22 protein-coding genes are annotated in these 20,695 nt (G+C 37.3%); 9 read left to right on the forward strand and 13 right to left on the reverse strand.

Annotated features, from left to right (window positions below; all coding sequences use genetic code 11):
- Positions 1-31: 31 nt before the first annotated feature.
- The 11 genes from IPH52_10865 to IPH52_10915 all read right to left on the reverse strand — a co-directional run bounded on the left by IPH52_10865 (position 32) and on the right by IPH52_10915 (position 7,517).
- Positions 32-883 (reverse strand): beta-propeller fold lactonase family protein, encoded by an 852-nt coding sequence (locus IPH52_10865; protein ID MBK7055536.1) that lies wholly within the window; start codon positions 881-883, stop codon positions 32-34.
- A gap of 44 nt (positions 884-927) precedes the next feature.
- Positions 928-1,893: a putative Ig domain-containing protein gene (locus IPH52_10870; protein ID MBK7055537.1), complete on the reverse strand. Its 966-nt coding sequence runs from the start codon at positions 1,891-1,893 to the stop codon at positions 928-930.
- Positions 1,894-1,934: 41 nt separating this feature from the next.
- Positions 1,935-2,660 carry a hypothetical protein gene (locus IPH52_10875; GenBank protein ID MBK7055538.1) on the reverse strand — a complete coding sequence of 242 codons (726 nt, stop codon included), beginning with the start codon at positions 2,658-2,660 and terminating at the stop codon, positions 1,935-1,937.
- A gap of 116 nt (positions 2,661-2,776) precedes the next feature.
- Positions 2,777-3,157: a hypothetical protein gene (locus IPH52_10880; protein MBK7055539.1), complete on the reverse strand. Its 381-nt coding sequence runs from the start codon at positions 3,155-3,157 to the stop codon at positions 2,777-2,779.
- On the reverse strand, positions 3,126-3,572 hold the full coding sequence (locus IPH52_10885) for a hypothetical protein (GenBank protein ID MBK7055540.1): 447 nt from the start codon (positions 3,570-3,572) through the stop codon (positions 3,126-3,128). Before IPH52_10885 ends, IPH52_10880 begins: the two co-directional genes overlap by 32 nt.
- Entirely contained in the window at positions 3,569-3,844 is a 276-nt protein-coding gene (locus tag IPH52_10890) for a hypothetical protein (protein ID MBK7055541.1), read from the reverse strand. Before IPH52_10890 ends, IPH52_10885 begins: the two co-directional genes overlap by 4 nt.
- Before the next feature lie 409 nt (positions 3,845-4,253).
- On the reverse strand, positions 4,254-5,039 hold the full coding sequence (locus IPH52_10895; protein ID MBK7055542.1) for a ParA family protein: 786 nt from the start codon (positions 5,037-5,039) through the stop codon (positions 4,254-4,256).
- A gap of 35 nt (positions 5,040-5,074) precedes the next feature.
- A complete protein-coding gene (locus IPH52_10900; protein ID MBK7055543.1) occupies positions 5,075-5,908 on the reverse strand; it encodes a phage antirepressor protein in 834 nt (277 codons plus the stop codon).
- 112 nt (positions 5,909-6,020) lie between these two features.
- Positions 6,021-6,173 (reverse strand): hypothetical protein, encoded by a 153-nt coding sequence (locus IPH52_10905; GenBank protein ID MBK7055544.1) that lies wholly within the window; start codon positions 6,171-6,173, stop codon positions 6,021-6,023.
- A 184-nt stretch (positions 6,174-6,357) separates the two neighbouring features.
- Positions 6,358-6,843, reverse strand: coding sequence for a hypothetical protein (locus tag IPH52_10910; protein MBK7055545.1), 486 nt, complete (start codon positions 6,841-6,843; stop codon positions 6,358-6,360).
- Positions 6,840-7,517 carry a hypothetical protein gene (locus IPH52_10915; protein MBK7055546.1) on the reverse strand — a complete coding sequence of 226 codons (678 nt, stop codon included), beginning with the start codon at positions 7,515-7,517 and terminating at the stop codon, positions 6,840-6,842. The genes IPH52_10910 and IPH52_10915 overlap by 4 nt, the downstream gene beginning before the upstream one ends.
- Positions 7,518-7,863: 346 nt before the next feature.
- On the opposite strand from IPH52_10915, the gene IPH52_10920 reads away from it, so the two are divergent.
- The 9 genes from IPH52_10920 (at position 7,864) to IPH52_10960 (ending at position 17,258) form a co-directional block, all read left to right on the forward strand.
- Positions 7,864-8,748: a 4-hydroxy-tetrahydrodipicolinate synthase gene (locus tag IPH52_10920; GenBank protein ID MBK7055547.1), complete on the forward strand. Its 885-nt coding sequence runs from the start codon at positions 7,864-7,866 to the stop codon at positions 8,746-8,748.
- A complete protein-coding gene (locus IPH52_10925; protein ID MBK7055548.1) occupies positions 8,741-9,556 on the forward strand; it encodes a 4-hydroxy-tetrahydrodipicolinate reductase in 816 nt (271 codons plus the stop codon). Before IPH52_10920 ends, IPH52_10925 begins: the two co-directional genes overlap by 8 nt.
- Positions 9,557-9,560: 4 nt before the next feature.
- Positions 9,561-10,364, forward strand: a complete 804-nt coding sequence (locus IPH52_10930; protein MBK7055549.1) for a TIGR00159 family protein — start codon at positions 9,561-9,563, stop codon at positions 10,362-10,364.
- Positions 10,361-11,404: a YbbR-like domain-containing protein gene (locus tag IPH52_10935; GenBank protein MBK7055550.1), complete on the forward strand. Its 1,044-nt coding sequence runs from the start codon at positions 10,361-10,363 to the stop codon at positions 11,402-11,404. The genes IPH52_10930 and IPH52_10935 overlap by 4 nt, the downstream gene beginning before the upstream one ends.
- Entirely contained in the window at positions 11,401-11,781 is a 381-nt protein-coding gene (acpS, locus tag IPH52_10940) for a holo-ACP synthase (protein MBK7055551.1), read from the forward strand. Before IPH52_10935 ends, acpS begins: the two co-directional genes overlap by 4 nt.
- 15 nt (positions 11,782-11,796) lie before the next feature.
- Positions 11,797-12,018 (forward strand): tetratricopeptide repeat protein, encoded by a 222-nt coding sequence (locus tag IPH52_10945; protein ID MBK7055552.1) that lies wholly within the window; start codon positions 11,797-11,799, stop codon positions 12,016-12,018.
- A gap of 17 nt (positions 12,019-12,035) precedes the next feature.
- Positions 12,036-12,398, forward strand: a complete 363-nt coding sequence (locus tag IPH52_10950) for a polymer-forming cytoskeletal protein (protein MBK7055553.1) — start codon at positions 12,036-12,038, stop codon at positions 12,396-12,398.
- A 295-nt stretch (positions 12,399-12,693) separates the two neighbouring features.
- Complete coding sequence (locus IPH52_10955) at positions 12,694-15,858, forward strand: LPS-assembly protein LptD (GenBank protein MBK7055554.1); 3,165 nt, start codon at positions 12,694-12,696, stop codon at positions 15,856-15,858.
- A complete protein-coding gene (locus IPH52_10960) occupies positions 15,858-17,258 on the forward strand; it encodes an undecaprenyl-phosphate glucose phosphotransferase (GenBank protein ID MBK7055555.1) in 1,401 nt (466 codons plus the stop codon). Before IPH52_10955 ends, IPH52_10960 begins: the two co-directional genes overlap by 1 nt.
- Here IPH52_10960 and IPH52_10965 read toward each other — a convergent pair.
- Together IPH52_10965 and IPH52_10970 are read right to left on the reverse strand one after the other, a co-directional pair.
- Entirely contained in the window at positions 17,255-19,540 is a 2,286-nt protein-coding gene (locus tag IPH52_10965) for an NADP-dependent malic enzyme (protein ID MBK7055556.1), read from the reverse strand. The genes IPH52_10960 and IPH52_10965 overlap by 4 nt on opposite strands.
- Positions 19,541-19,754: 214 nt before the next feature.
- On the reverse strand, positions 19,755-20,639 hold the full coding sequence (locus tag IPH52_10970) for a prolyl oligopeptidase family serine peptidase (protein ID MBK7055557.1): 885 nt from the start codon (positions 20,637-20,639) through the stop codon (positions 19,755-19,757).
- Positions 20,640-20,695: the final 56 nt, after the last annotated feature.

The following is a 20,695-nucleotide window of genomic DNA, read 5'->3' on the forward strand; positions in this document are numbered from 1 at the left end:
TAAGTCCTAAAAATCTGCGGCTAACGACCAACTAATTCGCCCCTGTGACTGTCACTCCATTTGGATTGGTTCCGGCAGAGTAGATTGGACCTGCAGTTAAATCACCATTAGCCTGGTTGATAGAAAAATAATTGATAGTCCCACCGTTCCAGCTTACACCATAAATAAATTTCCCAGAAGGATCAGGGAATAATCGAACCCAATTGTTTGCACCTGAGGTTACATTTGTTGTAATAGTCAATGCTCCTGTTGATTGGTTAATCGTCATTACTCCTATTTGTGCGGTGTCCCTTGTAAAATAAAGATATTTGCCAGTTGAATCTACACTAATTGATTCCAATCCAGGGATACTGGTAGCATAAGAATTTACGTAGGTCAAAAGACCTGTAGTAGGATGGATCGTAAAGAGAGCGATAGCATTTGAAGCAAAATTTGCTGAATACATATACGTATTGGTTGGATCAATTTCTACTGTTCTAGGATCACCCCCGACTGTGGATACAGGACCTCCTACCTGTGTTAGAGCACCTGTTGCTTGATTGATCGAATAACTAAAAATCTGAGTCGTTCCATTGCTTACTGCATAGGCGAATTTTCCTTCTCGATCTACTCTTACATAGTATGTGTTCGAGCCAGCCCCAACAGAGCCTACCGAATTTAAAGTTCCGTCTGTATTTATGGAGAAATAGGAAATGGTTCCTCCATTATTTGCTACGTAAGCAAATTTTCCGGTGGGATGAATGAAAACAAACTCTGGACTTGCAGTTGCTACCGGACCTCCCACTAATGTAATGCCTCCTGTTGTAGGATTAATTGAAAAGGCTCTAATCTCACTACTTCCTTTTGAAACTACATATAAAAATTTACCCGTAGGATCTGCCATTGCTCCTCTTGCATTGGTGCCGGCTACAACCGTCCCCGCAGAAGTTAAAGCGCCCGTAGACGAATTGATAGAATACGCTGAAACATCATGCGTTGCATAGTTGAGAGAATAGGCAAATTTAGGAACAGAGAAAATGTTCTCATGCGAATAACGGCAGAAATACTTCCCGCAACATTGGTAGCCGTGATTGTATAATCAGTCAATGCAGTTCCTTGCGATGGAGTTCCGCTAATCACACAAGTCGCACTTATGCTTAGACCTGTAGGAAGAGTAGGGCTTGCTGTGCATGTTGTCGCCACACCTGTGATCGTTGGAGTGAGAGCAGTAATTGCAATTCCATTTGTAAAGAAATACGGCGAGCCAACATAAGAGATTGCAGTTGGAGCAGATAAAATTGTGATATTCACCACTCCGCTTAAGCTTCCCGCTGAGATTGTATAGGCAGTAGATGCTTGTTCTACTGTAGGAGTTCCGCTAATGGCACAAGTGGTTGCGTTGATACTTAATCCTGTTGGCAGGGCAGGAGTTGAAATGCAGTTTGTGACAGTGCTTGCAATTACCGGAGTTAAAGTTGACATGGGGACTCCTCTTGCTAATGTATAACTAGCACTTAAATAGGCAATCGCAGATGCGCTTCCGCCTGACGCTAAAACATTTCCACCTATCAAAGCAGAGTTTGAAAGATCCGAACTTGTCCAAGTAATTCCAGTTCCATCATCAGAAGTAAAAGAACTAGCCTGCAATAAATACGATTTCATTCCAGAAGCAATATTGGCTAATGGGCTTGAAGCTATGGCTGTGTATTCAGAAGAAATTACCAATGCGCTTCCTGACTCATTCAATACATTCTTTCCATCTAATTTCCCGTCTCCTAAAATATCCCCCATCAAAATATTGGTATACGAATTATAAGACGAAGTGACTTCTAGTCCCGATGAGTCAGAAATACCTTTGCCCTTCAATACATCCGATACGACAGAGTCGATTCCTCCTAAAGTAGCTAGAAACACCTTTGCATTCGTCGAATCATAATCGGAAGAAGTTGGGTCACTTAAATTTGCTTTGGAAGGATCAAACTTTTGCTAGAGCCAAAGAATATTTCTCCAATGTATTCATTCGCTGTAGTCGCTAAACCTTCCAAATCGGCATTGCTTAGAGTCTGTAAAATTAGTTCGCTATTCTTGGAATGGATAGATGGATTCAATTGGTTAGCGGATAATCTATATTTTACTAAGGAAGAAAATTTCCCCGCTCCCATATTCGTTAAAGGGTTTACGTTTGTATTGAGTCTTGTGCTACTTGTAGTATTCGAGGCAGTGAATGTAACAACAGAAACCATTCGCGTCGAATTGGAGCTTGCTGTTTCAGGCACTGTCCATGAAAATGCTTTTCTTCGAAATGGCGAATAGGTAGTAGAAGCAGAAGTAGGAGTCACAACAATGCAAACCAAATTTGCTTCCGGTCTTTCCATACTCAGAGAATAAGTCCCTCCATTGTTTTTGTCCGAATCACCCGAAGTAGTAATCCCGTTTGCTAATAACGACCCCGCTGTCCCATTGCATTTTCCCGCATCCGTGCCACTAGTGGGAATAGTTCTCGCTTGCACAGTTGCATTTTTGATAGAACCCGTCATTTGCGCTTTTCCATTTAACGTGAGGATAGGTCTATTCAAATTTAAAAGTCGCTTGTAAAGTAGGGAGAGTTCTAAAAAGCTATCTCCTGATTTATTGCATGATAGTAATAAAATTATTAACAAAAATGGAAGAGTTCTTTTCATCGTTTTTCTCCTGACCAAGTGTTTTTCATATAGTAACGAATTGTTTACGCATTCTATGCATCTATTCAATGCTGTCAAGTGAGGAAAATTTGAACTACATAGGTTTTTTACAAAGGTTAGGTTGGGTTCAAAACCTTGCTTGTATGTGGTACATCGGGCGTTCCGCTGCTCGTTACCCATTGTTTTATCCTGTGCAGGATTTGCTTTCCTTTGTCCGACAGAGCGTCGGGCTCGCCTTCCTGAATGGATTCCTGCTGGAGTCGGTTGGTGAGCAGCAGCTTCCATTCTTTAGCTGCTTGGATTTTTCTTTTCTTTCCATCAGCAGCTATCATTTCAACTGGGGTATATATTGTACCCCAGTAGTTACTAAGTTCTGGATCGCGGCTTTTTAATTTCTTTATATATTGCTTTATATCGCTACTACCGGTTAATACCAATAATACGTCCTGAATGGAGGAATACCATTTATCTTCTCTTAAAGCAATATTTGCATTCATAAGAAATAGAGGAATTTGCTTTTCTGCATTTTTCGCAAATTCTAATTTGAATTGGAATATCTTTTTCTAAGTAAAGAAGTTTCAACCATTTAAAACTTCTTTTGTCATAATCTAATTCCTTTGGATTAGGGTATCCAATTAGATAACCACTAATTTTCCAAGGATAAGTATAATTAGCTTTTAGCCTATTATAATATCTCAAGATTTGCTTATAGTCTGGAAGTTTTAGAATCGTCTTTTTTAATTCTACAAGGATAATTTCTTTTTCTTGCTCAAAGGTAAATACTAAATCTGTTCTTGCATCTTTCGATTGAGTTTCTTGTCTTTTATAAGTATACTTAGTATTAGCCAGAAATTTTTTGTCGATTAAGTAGGGATGAGTTTCTAGAATATCTTCAATATCTGATTCATTCATACCTTCTCCATAATATAGCCTGAACGAGTGTTTTTTACAATCTCTACTAGTTTCTTTATTACATCTTCTCTTTTTTTAGGAAGTGATTTTGGTTTATATTCTTTTGGAAGCTTAGTAAAAATATCTTTATTCGCTGGATACTTATCAGTATCCGCAAATTCTTTAAATATACGTTCTTCTTCCCATGACTCAATTGGAAGGTATTTGCTTTTTATCTTCTTTGCAATAATTCCTTTCAGTTCGATAACTGGTTTTTCTAAAACTAAAAGCAACGCTAATTCTTTGTTTGAAGGATTACTATTGATTAGTTCTGTTGAAAGTAAATCGACAAAGTCTTGTTGTGTTAGAATACCCTTAGCATCTTTAAGTTCTTTTCAATTTGTTTACTTTCAATTCCAATACTCTTCAAATCTAATTTTAGTTTTTTTGTATTAAATTCAAAGTCTTTAATACTCTTTGTAATTTCTTGAATAAAGGAAGTTGATTTACGATTGCTACTTTTATCTAAAATATCTAATCCTTCTTTTATTTTTATAATATTAGTTTTTAAATTTTTAATTGCTTGTTAGTATTCCATATTATCCTCTATCCTATTTATTAACTCTTCAGTCAAATCTTGGATTTCTTTTCTAGCAACTGCATCCTTTGAAAAACACATAGGTGAATTATCTCTTACTGATTTTAAATACGCGCTTTTATTAGAAAGCTTGGTGTGAAATATATTATCATCTTTGGATTAAAGCCATAGTGAATCATATGAGGCGCAGAGAGTCTTTCTATACAATTATTTATATAGCTTTTATGAATGGTAAGCCTTGACATATATTTTGTGAATACAACACCTAAAAATTGTAGATGAATTTTTTTATATGTTTCGTGTTTAAAAGATATTTGGTGAAGGCATTTTATTAAAACCTCTAAGCCTAATTGAACAAATGGTTCAGGAGTAAAGGGAACGATAAATCCATGACTTGCAATAATCGCATTCTTTGTCTCACCACCTAAGCTGGGAGAAGTATCTATTAAAATAAAATCATAATCGTTCGTTGTTTTAATTATATCAGATAGAATAAATTCCCACATCAGCCCTTTATTCTTTTGTGCCCTATAAATTTTATTAGCTTCAATCATGTCTACTGCTCCAGGCAATAAATCTAGTGTGGGTAATATTTGTTTGCCTTTCTCTTCAAAGACTGATTTTATAATGTAATTGTCTATATTAAAAGAAGACGTTCCTTTTGTTACCCAGTCCAACATTGCAAAATAAATATTTCTTCGATTCGATTGAATGAAATCCCATCTTTCATTTAGATTCAAGCAATATCCAGTCGTATTCATTTGTGGATCCATATCTATAATTAAAACTCTTTTGTTATGAAATTTTGCAAGCGCTGCTGCTAAGTTCACTGTAATGGTAGTCTTTCCTACACCACCTTTAAAGTTTACAATTGAAATTATTTTTGCCATATGATTTAATCCTCACTTTTTTTGCTGTCTATACATTACTTCTTCCCACGCAATTTCTTTTTCTCTAAAGGCAAAAAGTTATCTTTCGTAATAATGCTTGTGCCCAATTCCTTTTCGGTTTGTTTACGTGCGTTACCCGCTACACTACCGCCACGTTTGGCTACTTTTTTATTCTTATCAAATGTATCTGGCTTTTCTTTTTTAGAAATTTCTGTAGTGACTTTTTCCCCGAGCATTGTGAAGATTAACTCTAAGTCTGTCATATGATCACGGAGATTTTGTGTCTTCTTGGTTAAACCTTTTACTTGTTTGTATTCATTGGGAGTTAAACCGAAAGTAGCCTTTGAAATTTCAGAAGTGAGAATTGCATAATCTTTCTCGGAGTGAACACCTCGCTCTTTCCATTCATCGGTAAGATTTTGACGAATGGCAATCCCTCGAAGTCGTTTATCAATCCAGTCCTTGGGATAACCTTTTTGTTCGTATAATTCTTTCATTCTTTCTTGTGCAAGCTCGGGATTTTCGATTTCTTGCACTCGTTCATAACCAACTTTTGCTAACCATTGTTTGAACGGTTCTGCTTTAGGAGAAGGAATAGATTGGATAATACGAAATAGTCCCTGTGCATTAGAGCAATCCGTTTTGTATTTTTTGCCATCGCTTGCTTCGAGTTTCAGTTGTCGACAAATTGTCGATAACTCAAGTCCATCTTCCAACTGAACTCTAATTTTCATCTTATACCAATAATCCTTGGCATCTAAGCTATCTGTCAATACTCCCACAATATCCACTACGGAAAAATACCATTCTTCGTTAAACCAAATCCGCCTGATGCTTTTGCTTTCAAAGACTATTATTTTATTTTGCATTTTCACTCTCCTCCATCCCACAACCCTTTCTCTAATATATCATCAATCTCTTCTCTTTGATAAGCAACGGCATAACGCCATTTGCCGAAGGATGCTTGGGAGTTAACAGCCTTTACCCAATCGAGAGCAGCTTTTGCTTTTTCGTCGGATTCTTCTGTTCTTTATCAGGATTCACAAGACCGATTTCAGGATTGTTTAACCTTGTCTTGTCCGCGTGAACATATTGCTCTACTTCATAATTGTGAACTAGTTTGTCTTTTGGCATGGCTTTCCTTGCTTGTGTAGCATCTAACTACTTGCTATCCTAGTCTAATACTAGGACAAAATAGAAGGTATTTCTGTAATTATTTACGTCAAGAGGGAAAATACGTTTTACTTCAAAAAACGATTGTCATCTTTAGTGAATAGGTTTTTTTAAAAGTTCGATGAGTGCTAAAAAATTTACTAAATTACAAATAACTCTTTCCTTCCATATCGACCCAACCTGTCTTGGAAAGTTCTTTAACTTTATTGCGAAGCCAAGGCTCGGCGGTGCCGATACAACGAAGGTAATCACTATCATTTTGATAGATTAAGAAGTCTAGATTTTCATTAGTGATATAAAAAATATAATCAGGAAATTCAGTTTGAAATTTAGTGAAAGATTGGTTTTCTGGAAAAATATAAATTGTGGAATCATCCCCTTTATCAAAGAAAAGATAAAATTCATTGGGTAATAGAAATTCATCTAGCCATTTCCATGCATTAGCATCGCAGACACTAAAACCACCATGTTCAGCAGCTGATTCCCATAGAGCGTAGTGGTATTTTCCATCCGTAAAAGTATCCCAGACTTTTTGACGAAAAAACACGGATTTTAAACTAGACATTTCTGTTAGTTTATACCCTGTTGTATGTAAAGCTTCATTGATGCTTTCTTTTACAAAGTTAATCATTTTGCATTCCTGAAATAAGGTACACAATCTAAAAAGATATGACCCTTTATCCTGTCTTCTTTTTTGCCAGAGGATTTATATCCAATATGAAATACATCTGAACCCTCTAATTTGTGCGGCGCATCAATGCTAACTTCTGCTCCACCAAATCCCTTCCATTCAACAACACCAGACTTTCCATTAATATCTTTCGCCCATTGCTTGGGTTGAAACTTAGAAATATCTGCTTTTGTTCTCCTGAAAGCCTCTTGCAACGCTTCCTCGAATGTTTTTCCAGAACCTCTCCAGTCTAAATCATGTTCTTGAATTGGATACCCTGTTAAACTCCCAATATCCTTTATAAAATTCTTTTGGCAAGCACATAATCTTACCTGTTTTACTTTCCAAAGTAGATCGCAATAGGCTTCTTTTTCGTATTTTTCTAATGGTATGTGTTTTTCTATCTTAGCTTGTAAGACAGCTAATTGCTCTTCTTCAGTCTGGTCTGAGTTCTTTAGCGACGCAACAACGATAAGAATAATACCAACGAGCAGGCTAACAAGGAATAGCCTTCTTCCTAAATAAGAAGGTAAGTTTTTCGTGTTATCATTCGCTTCTTTATTTTTGACAGACTTGGAATTGCGCTGGATATTTCCAAGCGATACAGCAGCAAAGATAGAAGGATGATTCCTCATATCCATCTCCAAATTGAGTGCCTTGACCAAGCTGCTTATGTTATAATAGTTTTGCCAACTATAATATCATTTTTTAGGGACTGTGAAAGCATCCCCATTTTTTTAGTTAAACATCGTATCTTTTATCGTGTCCATCGGTGGTAATCTTTAAAGAATCAGGGGAAGTCATCCCCTTTCGCAAAGGGGACTGAATCTACAAGGTTCAGCAATATCGATACAATCAGGGGAAGTCATCCCCTTTCGCAAAGGGGATTAAATCTATAGAGCTTAGCAATATCTATACAATCAGGGGATTCGAAAAAAGTTTTTAATTGCCAAAAAGCTTCACTCCTAAAACTCTATTTATATGTTTCAAGGTGTATTTACGGCGATTATCACGCCTTTTAAAGATGATAAAATTGATTATAACAGCTTTTTTCGCATTTTAGATGCGCAAATTCAGTCTGGTGTTGCAGGGGTTGTGCCCTGTGGAACGACAGGTGAGTCTCCTACTTTGGATTATGATGAGCACAGTGAATTGATTCAAAAGACAGTAGAGTATGTGAACAAGAGAATATTGGTTATTGCTGGCACAGGCTCTAATTCTACTTCCGAGGCGATTCATCTTACCGAGCGAGCTTGTAAAGATGGAGTAGACGGAGTATTGTCTGTGAATCCATATTACAATAAGCCTACTCAAGAAGGGCTTTTTTTGCACTTCAAGAAGATTGCAGAAGTATCTACAAAGCCAGTTATGCTTTATAATATTCCGGGGCGAACGGCTGTTAATCTATTGCCCGATACAATCAAAAGGCTTTCTGATATTCCAAATATCAAGTCGATTAAAGAAGCCACAGGTGATTTGGGGCAAATGGCAAAGACGATTCAAGCAGTTGGATCTAAAATGTCTGTTCTTTCGGGAGATGATAATCTTACTTTGCCCTTACTTGCTATTGGAGGTAAAGGGGTAGTATCCGTTGTATCTAATTTATTTCCAAAGACATTGTCTTCTATGGTAGCTTCATTCTTAAAAGGTGACTTGGAAGGTGCAAGAAAAATTCACTACGAACTACTTTCTGTCTTTAGCCTTGTGTTTTGCGAAACCAATCCAATTCCAGTTAAGGCAGCTATGCATTGGCTCGGTTATTCTGAGAATACTCTCCGTTTGCCAATGACTACTTTGACTGCGAGTGCACAGGCTGATGAACTAAAAAAACAAATCTTCCATTTACGGAGCTTAGGCTATGAGTAAAAAAGGTAAACTGAATGTAACATTAATTGGTTCCGGGGGTAGAATGGGAGTATCCATTACCCAGGTTTTATCCAAGAGCGCAAACTCTACATTATTCGCCGCAGTGGAGAGAGGCAATTCTCCTCTGATTGGAAAAGATGTTGGGGTAAATGCCGGTCTTGGAGAGATGGGGAAAGTATACACTGCCAATGTAGAAGACTCTATTGCGGGGGCAGATGTAATCATTGATTTCGGTGCCGCAGAGAATACAAAAAAAATATTAGAATTAGCGGTAAAGTATCAGAAACCGCTTGTCATTGGAGTTACTGGACTTGACGAAGCATTCTTACAAAGGATTCGAGAAGCTTCTGTGCAAATTCCAATCTTGCAATCCCCGAATATGTCTGTTGGAGTCAATTTGCTTTTTAAATTGGCTGAGATGACTGCACGTGTTTTGGGAGATGAGTATGATATTGAAATTCTAGACATTCATCACAGGCACAAAAAAGATTCTCCTTCTGGAACTGCTATGAAATTAAAAGAAGTTTTACTTTCTACACTTGGTCGCACTGAATCAGATGTAAGCTATGGTCGTCATGGAACTGAATATGGGGAGCGAGATGCAAAAGAGATTACCATTCATTCTATGAGAGCAGGCGAAGTAATTGGAGATCATACTGCTTACTTTTTTTCTCCAGATGAACGAATTGAGATTTCTCATAAGGCAAGGGACAGACGCACGTTTGCTGTTGGTGCAGTGAAAGCGGCGGAGTTTATCTATGAGCAAAAGATTGGCTCTTTTCATATGTTTGATGTCTTAGGAATTTAATAATTTGGATTATCTTCAGTCCTTACTTTACATTGATTATAACAACCTATCGCCAATAGCGGTTACGGTTGATATACTCATTGTAAGTTATATTTTCTTTAAAATCTACATCATGCTTCGTAAGACTCGCGGCTTACAGCTATTAATCGGTGTAGGTGTATTTTATATCATGGGACTTGTGGCTAGTTACTTTCAGTTAGAATTACTCGATTGGCTCATTGTGAATATAAAACCTGCCATCATATTTGTTGTCATTGTTTTATTGCAGCCCGAGCTTAGAAGAAATTTGGGCGAGCTTTCGAAGATTCGAATTGTTAAACTATTCTTGTTAAAACCAAATTATGAATTGGATGAAATAGTAGAAGCGGTCAAGATGATGGCTCTAGATAAAACAGGCTCGATTATTGTCATTGCAAAAGACATTAGCCTAAAAGACATCATAGAGCAATCGGTTCAACTAGATGCAGTGATTTCTTCTAGTTTACTTCTAACTATTTTCAAAAAGAATTCTGCTCTTCACGATGGTGCTGTCATCATTGAACAGAATCGTCTCGCATCGGCTTCATCGTATTTGCCGATGAGTAATAGTCTTGGAAATTCTACTCTAGGGGCAAGGCATCGTTCTGCGCTCGGACTGGCAGAAGAAACAGATGCGGTTGTTATTGTTACATCAGAAGAGACAGGAGAAATTTCTCTTTGCAAAGATGGAGAGATGCATCATCCAATCAAATCATTCGAATTAAAAAATCAATTGCAGATGCTACTCACTGATAAATATCCCAAGAAAGAAAAAGGGGTGAGCAATTGAGACTCTTTCATTTTTGGCAAGCAAAGATTGGCTCTATATTACTCGCCATTATCTTCTATATGAATTTGCAAAATGCTAAAGTGCTCGTAAAAAATATAAACGTACCCATCGAATACCCTCGATTATCCGGTAGTCTTTATTATTCTAAGAATAATGAAAAAACTTACCAGATTAAAGTAGAAGGATTTAGAGATTTAGTAAATTATCATTCTCAATTTATGAAAGTAGTTGTAGATCCAAATGAATTGACTCTTGGAGAAAATCAATACGAAGTGAAAAAGATATGGGGAACTCCTTCGAGTGGAATTAAAGTCACTATGCTCGGACCCAAGCTTAATATCGGAGTGGATTTACTAGCTTCAAAAACGATGCCCGTTGATATAGCGTTTGATGATGATTTGCCGCAGGGCTATGTCCGGTCTTCTCATTCTATAAAGCCTTCCACCATCACAGTGACAGGACCTAAAACAGTCGTTGAAAAAATGTCTAAGTTTGTTTTGCCTACCATTTCTCTTAAAGAGGCAACAGAATCTTTTACGCGCACGATACGAATTCCAGAGTTTCAAAAAGGTCTGGGGCTTGCTGGAAATATCAAAGAGTTTCAACTTCGTGTTAATATCATTCGTGATCTGTCCAACATTGGAGATCAGATCATTGTTCAGTTGCCTGTGAAATGTGAATACTTAGACCCGGCTCTCGATGTAGATTTATCAGTGGAAGAGGTTTCGATTAAATTTTCCTCGACTACAAAAGTCAATAGCATTCAAGTGATTCAAGGAATACAGGCGAGCGTTCCATGTAATTATGTTTATGATAGAAAGACAAAAAAGATTTCTCCTAATTCTCTACCCGTGTTAGCAAAAGTGCGAATTGTAAAATCACCGGATTTGAAGAACATTGAAATTTTAGGAGTGATGCCTGAAAAGATTAATCTTCAATACAAAGTAAAGCCTGGAATTTTGGAAAAAGATAAAAAGGATTCACCCACAACCTCGGATGAAGTCTTTTATCCTGAGGATTTACCGGAGGATAGAAAATGATTCTTTCCGTGGGAAATGATATTGTAGAAAATGGTAGAATTAAAGATACCTTCGATAAATTTGGGGAAAGATTTCTTGAAAAAGTTTTCTCCAAAGACGAAGTGGAATATTGTCTATCTAAAAAGAATCCAATTCCGCATTTGAGTGCTCGTTTTGCTTGCAAAGAGGCTTTTATCAAGGCAATTGAATTGGAAAATGGAAAGGCATTGGAAATGAAAGAAATCGAGTTAAGTGGAAATTTTTTTGGAAAAAAAAATCTTGCATTGCATGGAAAAGCAAGAGAATTATTCTTACAAAAGGGATATAATGAAATTTCGGTTTCCATAAGCCATACTGATGAATACGCAACTGCAGTCGTGATACTCTACTGCAAATAGAAAGGGAATGACCATATGATTACAACAGAAATGAAAGAAGTTTTAGTTCACTACAATCAGGGATTAACGCTTTATAAAGATAGAAAGTTCAAAGAAGCCTTGGACAGTTTTAAGAAAGGCTTAGATATTATACCAGATGATGGTCCATCTTTAATGTATATCAAGAGATGCAAAGAATTTTTAGAAACACCTCCGCCTGCTGATTGGGACGGAGTTTATATAATGAAAACAAAATAATCTAGAAGTAAATAATCATGATGAAAAAAAATAATTCTTTTTTAGTTACTGAGCATGGAACGATTTCCACAATTTTAGGAAGAGATACCTATTTCAATGGAATTCTAACTTTCAAAAAGCCTCTACAAATTTCTGGTGAGTTCGAAGGAGAAATTGTATCGGATGGATTTCTTGTCATTAGTGAAGGTGCAGTTATTCGTGCTAATATCAAAGCGCATACTGTAGTAGTAGCCGGTCATGTCACAGGAAATGTAATTGCTACAGAGCGTTTGGAAATGCAGGGAACAGGTAAAGTCGTCGGAAATATCAAGACCGCCAAATTGCAAATAGCCGATGGAGTAGTATTTGACGGCAACTGCGAAATGATCCAAAAGACTTGATTCATCCTTCCATCGATTAATAAAATAAAACTGATTACCACGGATGAACACAGATGAACACGGATAAAAGATTTTGGAGTATTAAAACAATCCGTATTCATCCATATTTAACTGCGGTAAAAAAAAATCCTGCTTAAATCCGAGAACTATTAATCCCTTTTCATTCATGCAAAATAAATCTGTTTTAAAAAAATTTGCTCTCATGGGTAATGCTTATTTACCGCAAAGTGCACTAAGATCACGAAGGTCTTTATTTAGTATACTAAATTCCTTCTTCGTGCTCTCTGTGCCCTTCGTGGTTAACATCTTTTTGCCTTTGTCGTTTACAAATTTGTATGCGCAGGATACTACAGAATTAATTAAACTGATAACGCCTGATTCCGAAGAAAAGAAAAAGACAGAAGCGGATACAAATAAAGAACATAGCATCACAGAAACACAAAAGAAACTAATCAGAAAAGTTTTAGACATTCTATCGGATAGAGAAGTAGATGAATACCTGCGAGCCATGGGACTTAGCACAGAAGGATCTATTTATGCAAAGAGACAAAGACTTCGCGACAGTGTAGTTTCAAAAGATGAGAAGATTAAAGAAGAGTTGTCGCTTCAACAACAAGAAGCAAATAAAAAGCAGGATTCCTTTGTAATCGAAAATGCAAGTGAAGGCGAATTACTATCTGTTGATAAAACCAAATCAGGCGTATTGATTTTACGTGGAAAAGTAAAATTAAAAATAGGGCAGGGGCATTTAATTGCTGACTCGATTTCTGTTGACTCAAAGAAAAATGAAATCTATGCAGAGGGTAATGTTGAATTCTTGGATAAATCTCTTACAGTCAAAGGAGAGAAATTTATCTATGATGTGAAGCTAGAGCGCGGTGTGGTATATGACACGAAGGCGACACTCTATCCTTCTTTCTTTGTTGGAAAAAAAATCAAGAAGATAGATGAAAATAAATATGTTTTAGACATGGGACACTTCACTGCCTGTGGAGCGGAAGTTCCTCATTATACGTTCAAAGCCAAGAGAATTGTTTTTTATAATGACAATAGCATAATAGCGACTAACCTCAAATTCCAAGTAGGCGGGACAGATCTTTTTTGGATTCCACTTTATTATAGTTCTAATTTGGGAAGTGGTTGGACAACTCAATTTGGTAAGAATCGTTCACAGGGAAGTTTCTTTCAGGGCTCTTATCAATGGTCTGATCCAACTGCCGTTCCAAGTCTATTCATGCCAGTAGGAAGAAAAGTGAAAGTAGACTTCTTTCAAATTACTGGTCAAGCAGTTGCCTTTGATTTTTGGAAAACAAGCCCCTGGTTAAATTACAATCTAGAAACAGGATATGCAAATTATAAATACAATCGTTTCGTTGATACCTATGAAAGTAGATATGGAGTTCCCAAAGACCCTATCGGAGATGTGAGTAATGTAGTTACATCCAACCAAGTGGATAAGGGAGATTTATGCGCTTATAACCATGATCCAAATTCTAAATTGCCCTGTCTTGCGACTGCATCCGATGTATTAAAATCAAATAATGGTTGGAGTAATCCAGTTCGAAATTTCGGAACCTTGCAACAGGATTGGAGTAAAATCAACTTAAACGCAAATGCGCGTAACAACAATATTGCGGGAGATGGAACTCGTAACTTACAAGTGCGATTTGAAAATTATAGCAATCCAAGATATGATTTTGAATTTGGATACCGTTATGAGCCATCGAATACTCTACAATCTCTCTACACTAGACGTCAGCAGAGAAATCCTTTTATCCGTCAGAACACTGTTTGGTCACTCGATTATACTCAGACACATGGAGACTTAAGTGTAAATATTTCAGCAAGACGTAATTATTCTTTTCTGCCAATTAAGCCACAAGAATATGAAGGATTTTTTCCTCTATATGAAGAGTTGCCGCGAACAAGCATTCGTAACTCTTCTCAAGTTGGAACTATTCCCTATTTCTTTGCTCCTGTGTATTGGGATATCAATATTAATAACGTAGTAAAGCGTTTTTATTCAAGTCCAGCTAGAAATTCTCAGTCGATTGCAACGGGGGTTATTCCAAATTTGCCCGGTGGAGCTTATCCATATGGAGATGCGAAATCAGCAGTCGCAAGAACAGAGATTGAAACAGTTGTCGAGTCTGGTATGAAAACCAATTTGAATTTTGGTGGCTATTTGACATTTTCCCCATCTGCCTATTATGGCTTTCAAAAATACACGCTCGATATTCCGGGTGGTGTTCAGCAATCTGATCTTTCTCGTGAGAGAGAGTTGCGTAGAAATTCCTATATCTATACAAGACAGAATCACCGTTTGAGTTACGGTGTGCCTGCACTTCTCTTTTCCTCTACATTTCGTTGGACAGATGGAAGTCGTTCTGAGTTAACCGAACAGACTCTAATGAGAGGACGCGATAGAGTAAAAGAATTAGAATTTGCTCTAGAGAGTAACGCATTTGAAAATCTAGAATTCTCCGTAAAAACAATTCGCGACTTACGAGAATTTGCCCGTGAATACAATCCACAGCCGACTAATCAACAGAGATGGTATTTTACTGTTGCTAGAGCGGCAGTATTCTTTGATTTCATTGATGGATTTGGAAAGAAAAAAGATACGCTTCTAGAAAAGAGAAGAAGTTTTTACACAGGCATTTTTATAAATAATGATTATGTATATCATACAGCTCAGCACAGTCCTTTGTATAACAATGCTACTCTCTCTTATAAGATGGGCGGGTTCTCACTTCCATTTATTCGCAATATTAAAAACTTTGAAGTCGGTGGAACCTGGTTTCATGTTTTTAAAAATAGTCAGTTAGAACAATTTGGAGTATACGCCGGACAATACAACCAGGCAGGTAGATACAATAATACACGAAGTTCCTTTTTAGATTCGTATCGTTTTTACATTCAAACAGATTTACAAGTCAGCAGAAATTTTGGATTGGAATTAGAGCTTGATTCCCGTGTCACTCAGCCCTGGAGATTTACAGATGAAATTGGACAGAATGCAATCTTTAGAAATGGAACTGACCAGGCTACGATTGATAATTCTTACCAGCAATACACAAGTCCAAATACTTCGTTTCAGCAAACAACCATCCAGAGAGATTTGGCAAATGGACTTGGTTTAAATGGAGCACAGGCGAGACAGTCAACAGCATTTAACGTGAACCGCTTTATCTTTGTTGGAAAATACAATATTCATAATTTCGAGTATCGTCTTGGCTACTCGATGGACTTACGTGCAATTCCGGGTGGAACGTCTTTAGATAGTCTAGTTACTTTCTATGATCAGTCAGTATTCTTTTCTATCAACCTACTCAATGTTAACCTCGGACCGGATGAGCCGGCTGCTGCTCAATCAAGAGCAAGAATTTACAGATTCAGAAAACGTCCATTGGACAAAGGAATTGGTGGATATTCTGGTGTAACCGCGGAGGGACCTTAATGTTAAAAGAAAGAAATCAAACATTCAAATTAATGTTTATCGGATTAGATTTAGCCATTTCTTTTTTGGGATTCTGGGCTGCTTTTCTACTTCGCTATTTTTTAGATACTAACTTCTATTTTAATACTACGAACTATGTGATACTATCTATTGTTCTATCGGTTACGCAGGTGTTGGCGTTCATATCCATTGACCTATACCATCCAAGACGCGGACTTTCTTTTTTTGATGAATTAGTTGTAATTGCAACGGGTGTTGTGTTAAACTTACTATTTATTCTTTCTCTTCTCTTTTTCTTTAGAGGAGAGATTAGAGGAGAAAGTTTTTCTCGTCTTTTTATCGGATACTATGTTGTAACGAGTATTGTGCTCACGGCGATTATTCATTATGTATTTAGAATTTTCTTGATGAGACTTAGAGAAAGAGGATACAATCTCAGAAATGTAATCATCATAGGAACAGGTAAGACCGCCGAACGAATAACAGATGTTATCCAGAACCATAAAATTTACGGTTATAATATTGTAGGATATATCAAAAGCATTGCCCGCACAAAATCTAAAGAGGATTTTCCAATCCTTGGGAATCTAAAAGACATTGAAAAAATACTTTCCGGGCAAAGACCGGATATCCTCATTTACGCAAAAGAATTTGCTGATGGAGAGAACTTACGCGAGATCATTGATATTTGTGATCACGAAAACATTGAGCTAAAAATCATTCCTGAATTCATTGAGTTTATCGCTGCCAAGGGACGAGTAGAGGGAATGGATGGAGTTCCGATTATTTCGATTCGCGATATTCCAATTCGAATGGGATACAATCGATTTATCAAACGTTCTTTTGATTTTCTATTTGCTCTTATATTTATTTTAGTGTTCTCGCCTGTTTATATTTTAATTGCTTTTTTGGTTAAGGTTACTTCGGAAGGAGATATATTCATTCGTCAGGAAAGAGTTGGACTTGATAATAAGAGTTTTCCCATGTTAAAGTTTCGCACGATGTATACACAGGCGAAGGCAGATTCAGATACTATCTGGACTAAAAAAAATGATCCTAGAGTCACACCTGTAGGTGGCGTATTACGCAAATTATCCTTAGATGAGATTCCTCAATTTTTTAATGTGTTAATGGGAAGTATGTCTGTTGTAGGACCTAGACCGGAAAGACCATTCTTTGTAGAAAAGTTTAAGAATGAACATAGACAATATATGAGACGTCATGCGGTAAAGGCTGGTATAACTGGCTGGGCGCAAGTGAACGGACTCAGAGGAGACACCTCGATCGAAAAACGAATCGAGGCGGATATTTACTATATCGAAAACTGGTCAATCTTCTTTGACTTAAAGATAATCCTGCTTACCCCCTTAACCGGACTAATTAACAAGAATGCTTATTAACTAATCTCTTGCGCTTGCACAACGGCGAGTGTAGCTAGATTAACAATTTCTCTTACGGAACAATCAAGAGGCAATACGTGCATTGGTTTTTTAGTTCCGAGTAAAATAGGTCCCATGATTTCTGCACCACCCAATTCAAAGAGAAGTTTATAAGCCATATTTCCAGAAGATAGATTTGGAAATATCAATGTGTTTACATTGTGATCTGCCAGAGTGGAAAATGGAAATTGCTTCTTTAGGATTTCTGGGTTGGTAGCAAAGTTTGCCTGGATTTCGCCGTCTACACTTAGTTCAGGATGATTCTTATGCAAGAAGGCAACGGCATCTCTTACTTTCACTGGCTCTTCTCCAATATTGGATCCAAAATTAGAATAAGAAAGCATTGCAATTCTAGGAACAATGCCAAAGCGTTTAATCGCACGAGCGGCTAATAGCGTTATATCTATTAAGTCTTCTGTGCTCGGATTTACGTTGACAGTCGTGTCTGCAAAAAAGAAAGTTCCTTTGCGGGTATTGATGATATACATTCCCGCTGCAATTCTTGTGTCATCTTCTAGACCAATGATTTGCAATGCTGATTGAATTGGACTTGCATAATTTCTTGTGATACCGGAAAGAATTGCATCAGCCATTCCGAATTCTACTAACATTGCGCCGAAGTGATGACGATTGCGCATTTTCTGCTTTGCTTCGTATAGCGTGATTCCGCGACGTTTTCTCTTCTCTGCAAAGGATTCAGCGAATTGAAGCGAAAGCTGTTTCATCTCTTCGCTAGTAGGATTTATGATTTGAATGTCTAGTAAATCTAATCCATATTCTTTAGCGAGGTTACTAATGATTACCTTGTCGCCTAATAGAATAGGAATTGCAACCCCGTATTCTTTCAACACTAGAGCTGATTTTAATATTTTATAATTGTCTGCTTCTGCGAATACCACACGCTTTGGATTTCGTTTTGCTTTTTCAGTGAAGGTTCGAATTAGCTTGTTGTCCTGTCCTGTGAGGGTAATCAGACTTTGCTTGTATTCTTCCCAATCTGTGATTTCTTTTTTTGCGACACCTGATTCCATTGCAGCCTTTGCAACAGCGGGAGATACAATATAGATCAAGCGCGGATCTATCGGTTTTGGAATGATATAGTCTTTTCCGAAGTAGAGTTTGCGGGAGTTGTAAGCCAGATTGACTGAATCAGGAACAGGCTCTTTTGCTAGGGCAGCAATTGCATAGACTGCGGCTAATTTCATTTCTTCGTTAATCTTAGTTGCGCGCACATCAAGAGCACCACGAAATATATAAGGAAATCCTAATACGTTGTTTACCTGATTGGGATGATCACTTCTTCCTGTTGCAATGATTATATCATCTCTAGAGGCAACTGCTTCATCGTAAGAAATTTCAGGGTCTGGATTAGCGAGTGCTAATACAATTGGTTGTGCCGCCATGCTTTTTACCATTTCAGGTGTAACTACATTTCCTTTTGATAAGCCTACAAATACATCGGCTCCTACCATTGCTTCTGCTAAAGTCTTTGCTGATGTTTCTACGGCGAAGAATTTCTTTTGTTCGTCTAGATCGGTTCGGTCGGTTCTAATTGTTCCTTTGCTGTCTAGCATTAAGATGTTTTCTTTTTTGACACCAACGGATACATACAATTTGGCGCAGGAAATGGCTGCTGCTCCGGCACCGTTCATAACTAATTTGATTTTAGATAGATCTTTTTTGGAAATTTCACAGGCATTTAAAAGAGCAGCGGAGGAGATAATCGCTGTTCCATGCTGATCGTCGTGCATGAGAGGAATATCCAATTCTTTCTTTAAGCGAGTTTCGATTTCAAAACATTCGGGAGCCTTAATGTCTTCTAGATTGATTCCACCGAATGTTGGAGCAATTGTTTTAACTGTTTGAATAAATACTTCTACATCTTTTGTATCGAGTTCAATATCGAATACATCAATGCCTGCATAGATTTTAAAAAGCATTCCTTTTCCTTCCATAACAGGTTTACCGGCTAACGGTCCTATATCCCCTAAGCCCAGGACAGCAGTTCCATTAGAGATAACAGCGACTAGGTTTCCTTTCGCGGTATATTTATATACATCTTCTGGATTTTTAGCAATTTCTAAACAGGGTTCTGCTACACCGGGAGAGTAGGCGAGTGAAAGGTCTCGTTGTGTGCTGTAGGCTTTTGTGGGGATAACTTCGATTTTACCCGGCTTACCGGTGGAGTGGTATTCTAAAGCTTCTTGTTTATTTATTTTGGCTGGATGAATTGGTTTGCTCATGCTTGTCCTCAATCTCATGTAAAAAAAAGATATGAAAATAGAATTGTATAGAAAGGAAAAGCTGCAAGTATAAAAAAATGCTTTGTAAGACGAAATGAGGAAAAAAGATAACGCTTTGGCTCTCAAAGTCATTTAATAACTCACCCTGCTTGGTGAGTTATTCATATACTCCTTAATTGGTTGTATTGTTCCGTATAAGGAATAGGTTTTGTTGTTATAAATTTTTTAGGAAGAAATCGACTGATCTTTTCTCTGCTTCCTCTTTATGTGTATTCCAGATAAATTCGTGTTTGTCGCAGTTAGGAATCCATTTTTCTTTTGGCTCTCTAGCTTCTGCAAATAGACGAGCAGCATGGTTTGAATCTACATAATGATCTTTATCACAATGAAAAATCGAAATTGGACGGGGAGAAATATTTCCTATTTTTTCGATGGGTCTAACTGTTTCGAGTTTCATGTTCCCGCGTAGATTGATTATTTGTAAGACGATTGGAATGAGCGGATAATAAGGAATGCCGAAGTCTCTTTTTGCGGCTTCGGAAGTTACATCGAGTGCGGATGCATAGCCGCTACTAAATAAGCCGGCTTTTATTCTTGTATCTGCTTCCATCGCAATAATGCTAGTAGCCGCTCCCATAGAAAATCCAAAGACTCCGACAGATTCTAATTTCTTTTCTTTCAGAAGAAAATCAACAGCAGCCTTTACATCTTTCACTTCATGGTATCCCATACTAGCATACTCATTTGCATTTCGTCTAAGGCTTAAAGCAAGTAAATTAAAACCTGCATTGTGAAGAGTAGTAGAAAAACGCAAACCTTCATTACGCGAACCACCATGTCCATGAACAAGAATAATTCCTTTCTTTGAATTTGCTGCTGGCATATACCAACTTTCAAGAGAAATTCCATCTGCATTTATTACAGAGACTGTTTCATATTCTAGACCAATTTCTTTTGGTGTATCACAAAATACATGGTGCTCTTTTGAGCAATTGGTTTTAGGCAAAAGAATGAGCGAAGAAAAAAACCAGGGGATGTAGGAAAGAATGATTAATAGGATTGCAAATAAGCTTAAGCGAAGGTTTCTTTTTGTGAGCATAGTGCAATCTATGTTGGATTTGATTTCTTTTGTAAACTTATTTTTTAAGAACCGAG

It is taken from the genome of Leptospiraceae bacterium (genome assembly GCA_016708435.1).
Lineage (GTDB): Bacteria > Spirochaetota > Leptospiria > Leptospirales > Leptospiraceae > UBA2033.

Coding starts and splice junctions, on each gene's coding strand:
- IPH52_10865 (MBK7055536.1), bottom strand. CDS start 883: ATGGCAGATCCTACGGGTAAATTTTTATATGTAGTTTCAAAAGGAAGT.
- IPH52_10875 (MBK7055538.1), bottom strand. CDS start 2,660: ATGAAAAGAACTCTTCCATTTTTGTTAATAATTTTATTACTATCATGC.
- IPH52_10880 (MBK7055539.1), bottom strand. CDS start 3,157: ATGAATGCAAATATTGCTTTAAGAGAAGATAAATGGTATTCCTCCATT.
- IPH52_10885 (MBK7055540.1), bottom strand. CDS start 3,572: ATGAATGAATCAGATATTGAAGATATTCTAGAAACTCATCCCTACTTA.
- IPH52_10895 (MBK7055542.1), bottom strand. CDS start 5,039: ATGGCAAAAATAATTTCAATTGTAAACTTTAAAGGTGGTGTAGGAAAG.
- IPH52_10900 (MBK7055543.1), bottom strand. CDS start 5,908: ATGCAAAATAAAATAATAGTCTTTGAAAGCAAAAGCATCAGGCGGATT.
- IPH52_10905 (MBK7055544.1), bottom strand. CDS start 6,173: ATGCCAAAAGACAAACTAGTTCACAATTATGAAGTAGAGCAATATGTT.
- IPH52_10910 (MBK7055545.1), bottom strand. CDS start 6,843: ATGATTAACTTTGTAAAAGAAAGCATCAATGAAGCTTTACATACAACA.
- IPH52_10915 (MBK7055546.1), bottom strand. CDS start 7,517: ATGAGGAATCATCCTTCTATCTTTGCTGCTGTATCGCTTGGAAATATC.
- IPH52_10920 (MBK7055547.1), top strand. CDS start 7,864: ATGTTTCAAGGTGTATTTACGGCGATTATCACGCCTTTTAAAGATGAT.
- IPH52_10925 (MBK7055548.1), top strand. CDS start 8,741: ATGAGTAAAAAAGGTAAACTGAATGTAACATTAATTGGTTCCGGGGGT.
- acpS (MBK7055551.1), top strand. CDS start 11,401: ATGATTCTTTCCGTGGGAAATGATATTGTAGAAAATGGTAGAATTAAA.
- IPH52_10945 (MBK7055552.1), top strand. CDS start 11,797: ATGATTACAACAGAAATGAAAGAAGTTTTAGTTCACTACAATCAGGGA.
- IPH52_10950 (MBK7055553.1), top strand. CDS start 12,036: ATGATGAAAAAAAATAATTCTTTTTTAGTTACTGAGCATGGAACGATT.
- IPH52_10960 (MBK7055555.1), top strand. CDS start 15,858: ATGTTAAAAGAAAGAAATCAAACATTCAAATTAATGTTTATCGGATTA.
- IPH52_10965 (MBK7055556.1), bottom strand. CDS start 19,540: ATGAGCAAACCAATTCATCCAGCCAAAATAAATAAACAAGAAGCTTTA.
- IPH52_10970 (MBK7055557.1), bottom strand. CDS start 20,639: ATGCTCACAAAAAGAAACCTTCGCTTAAGCTTATTTGCAATCCTATTA.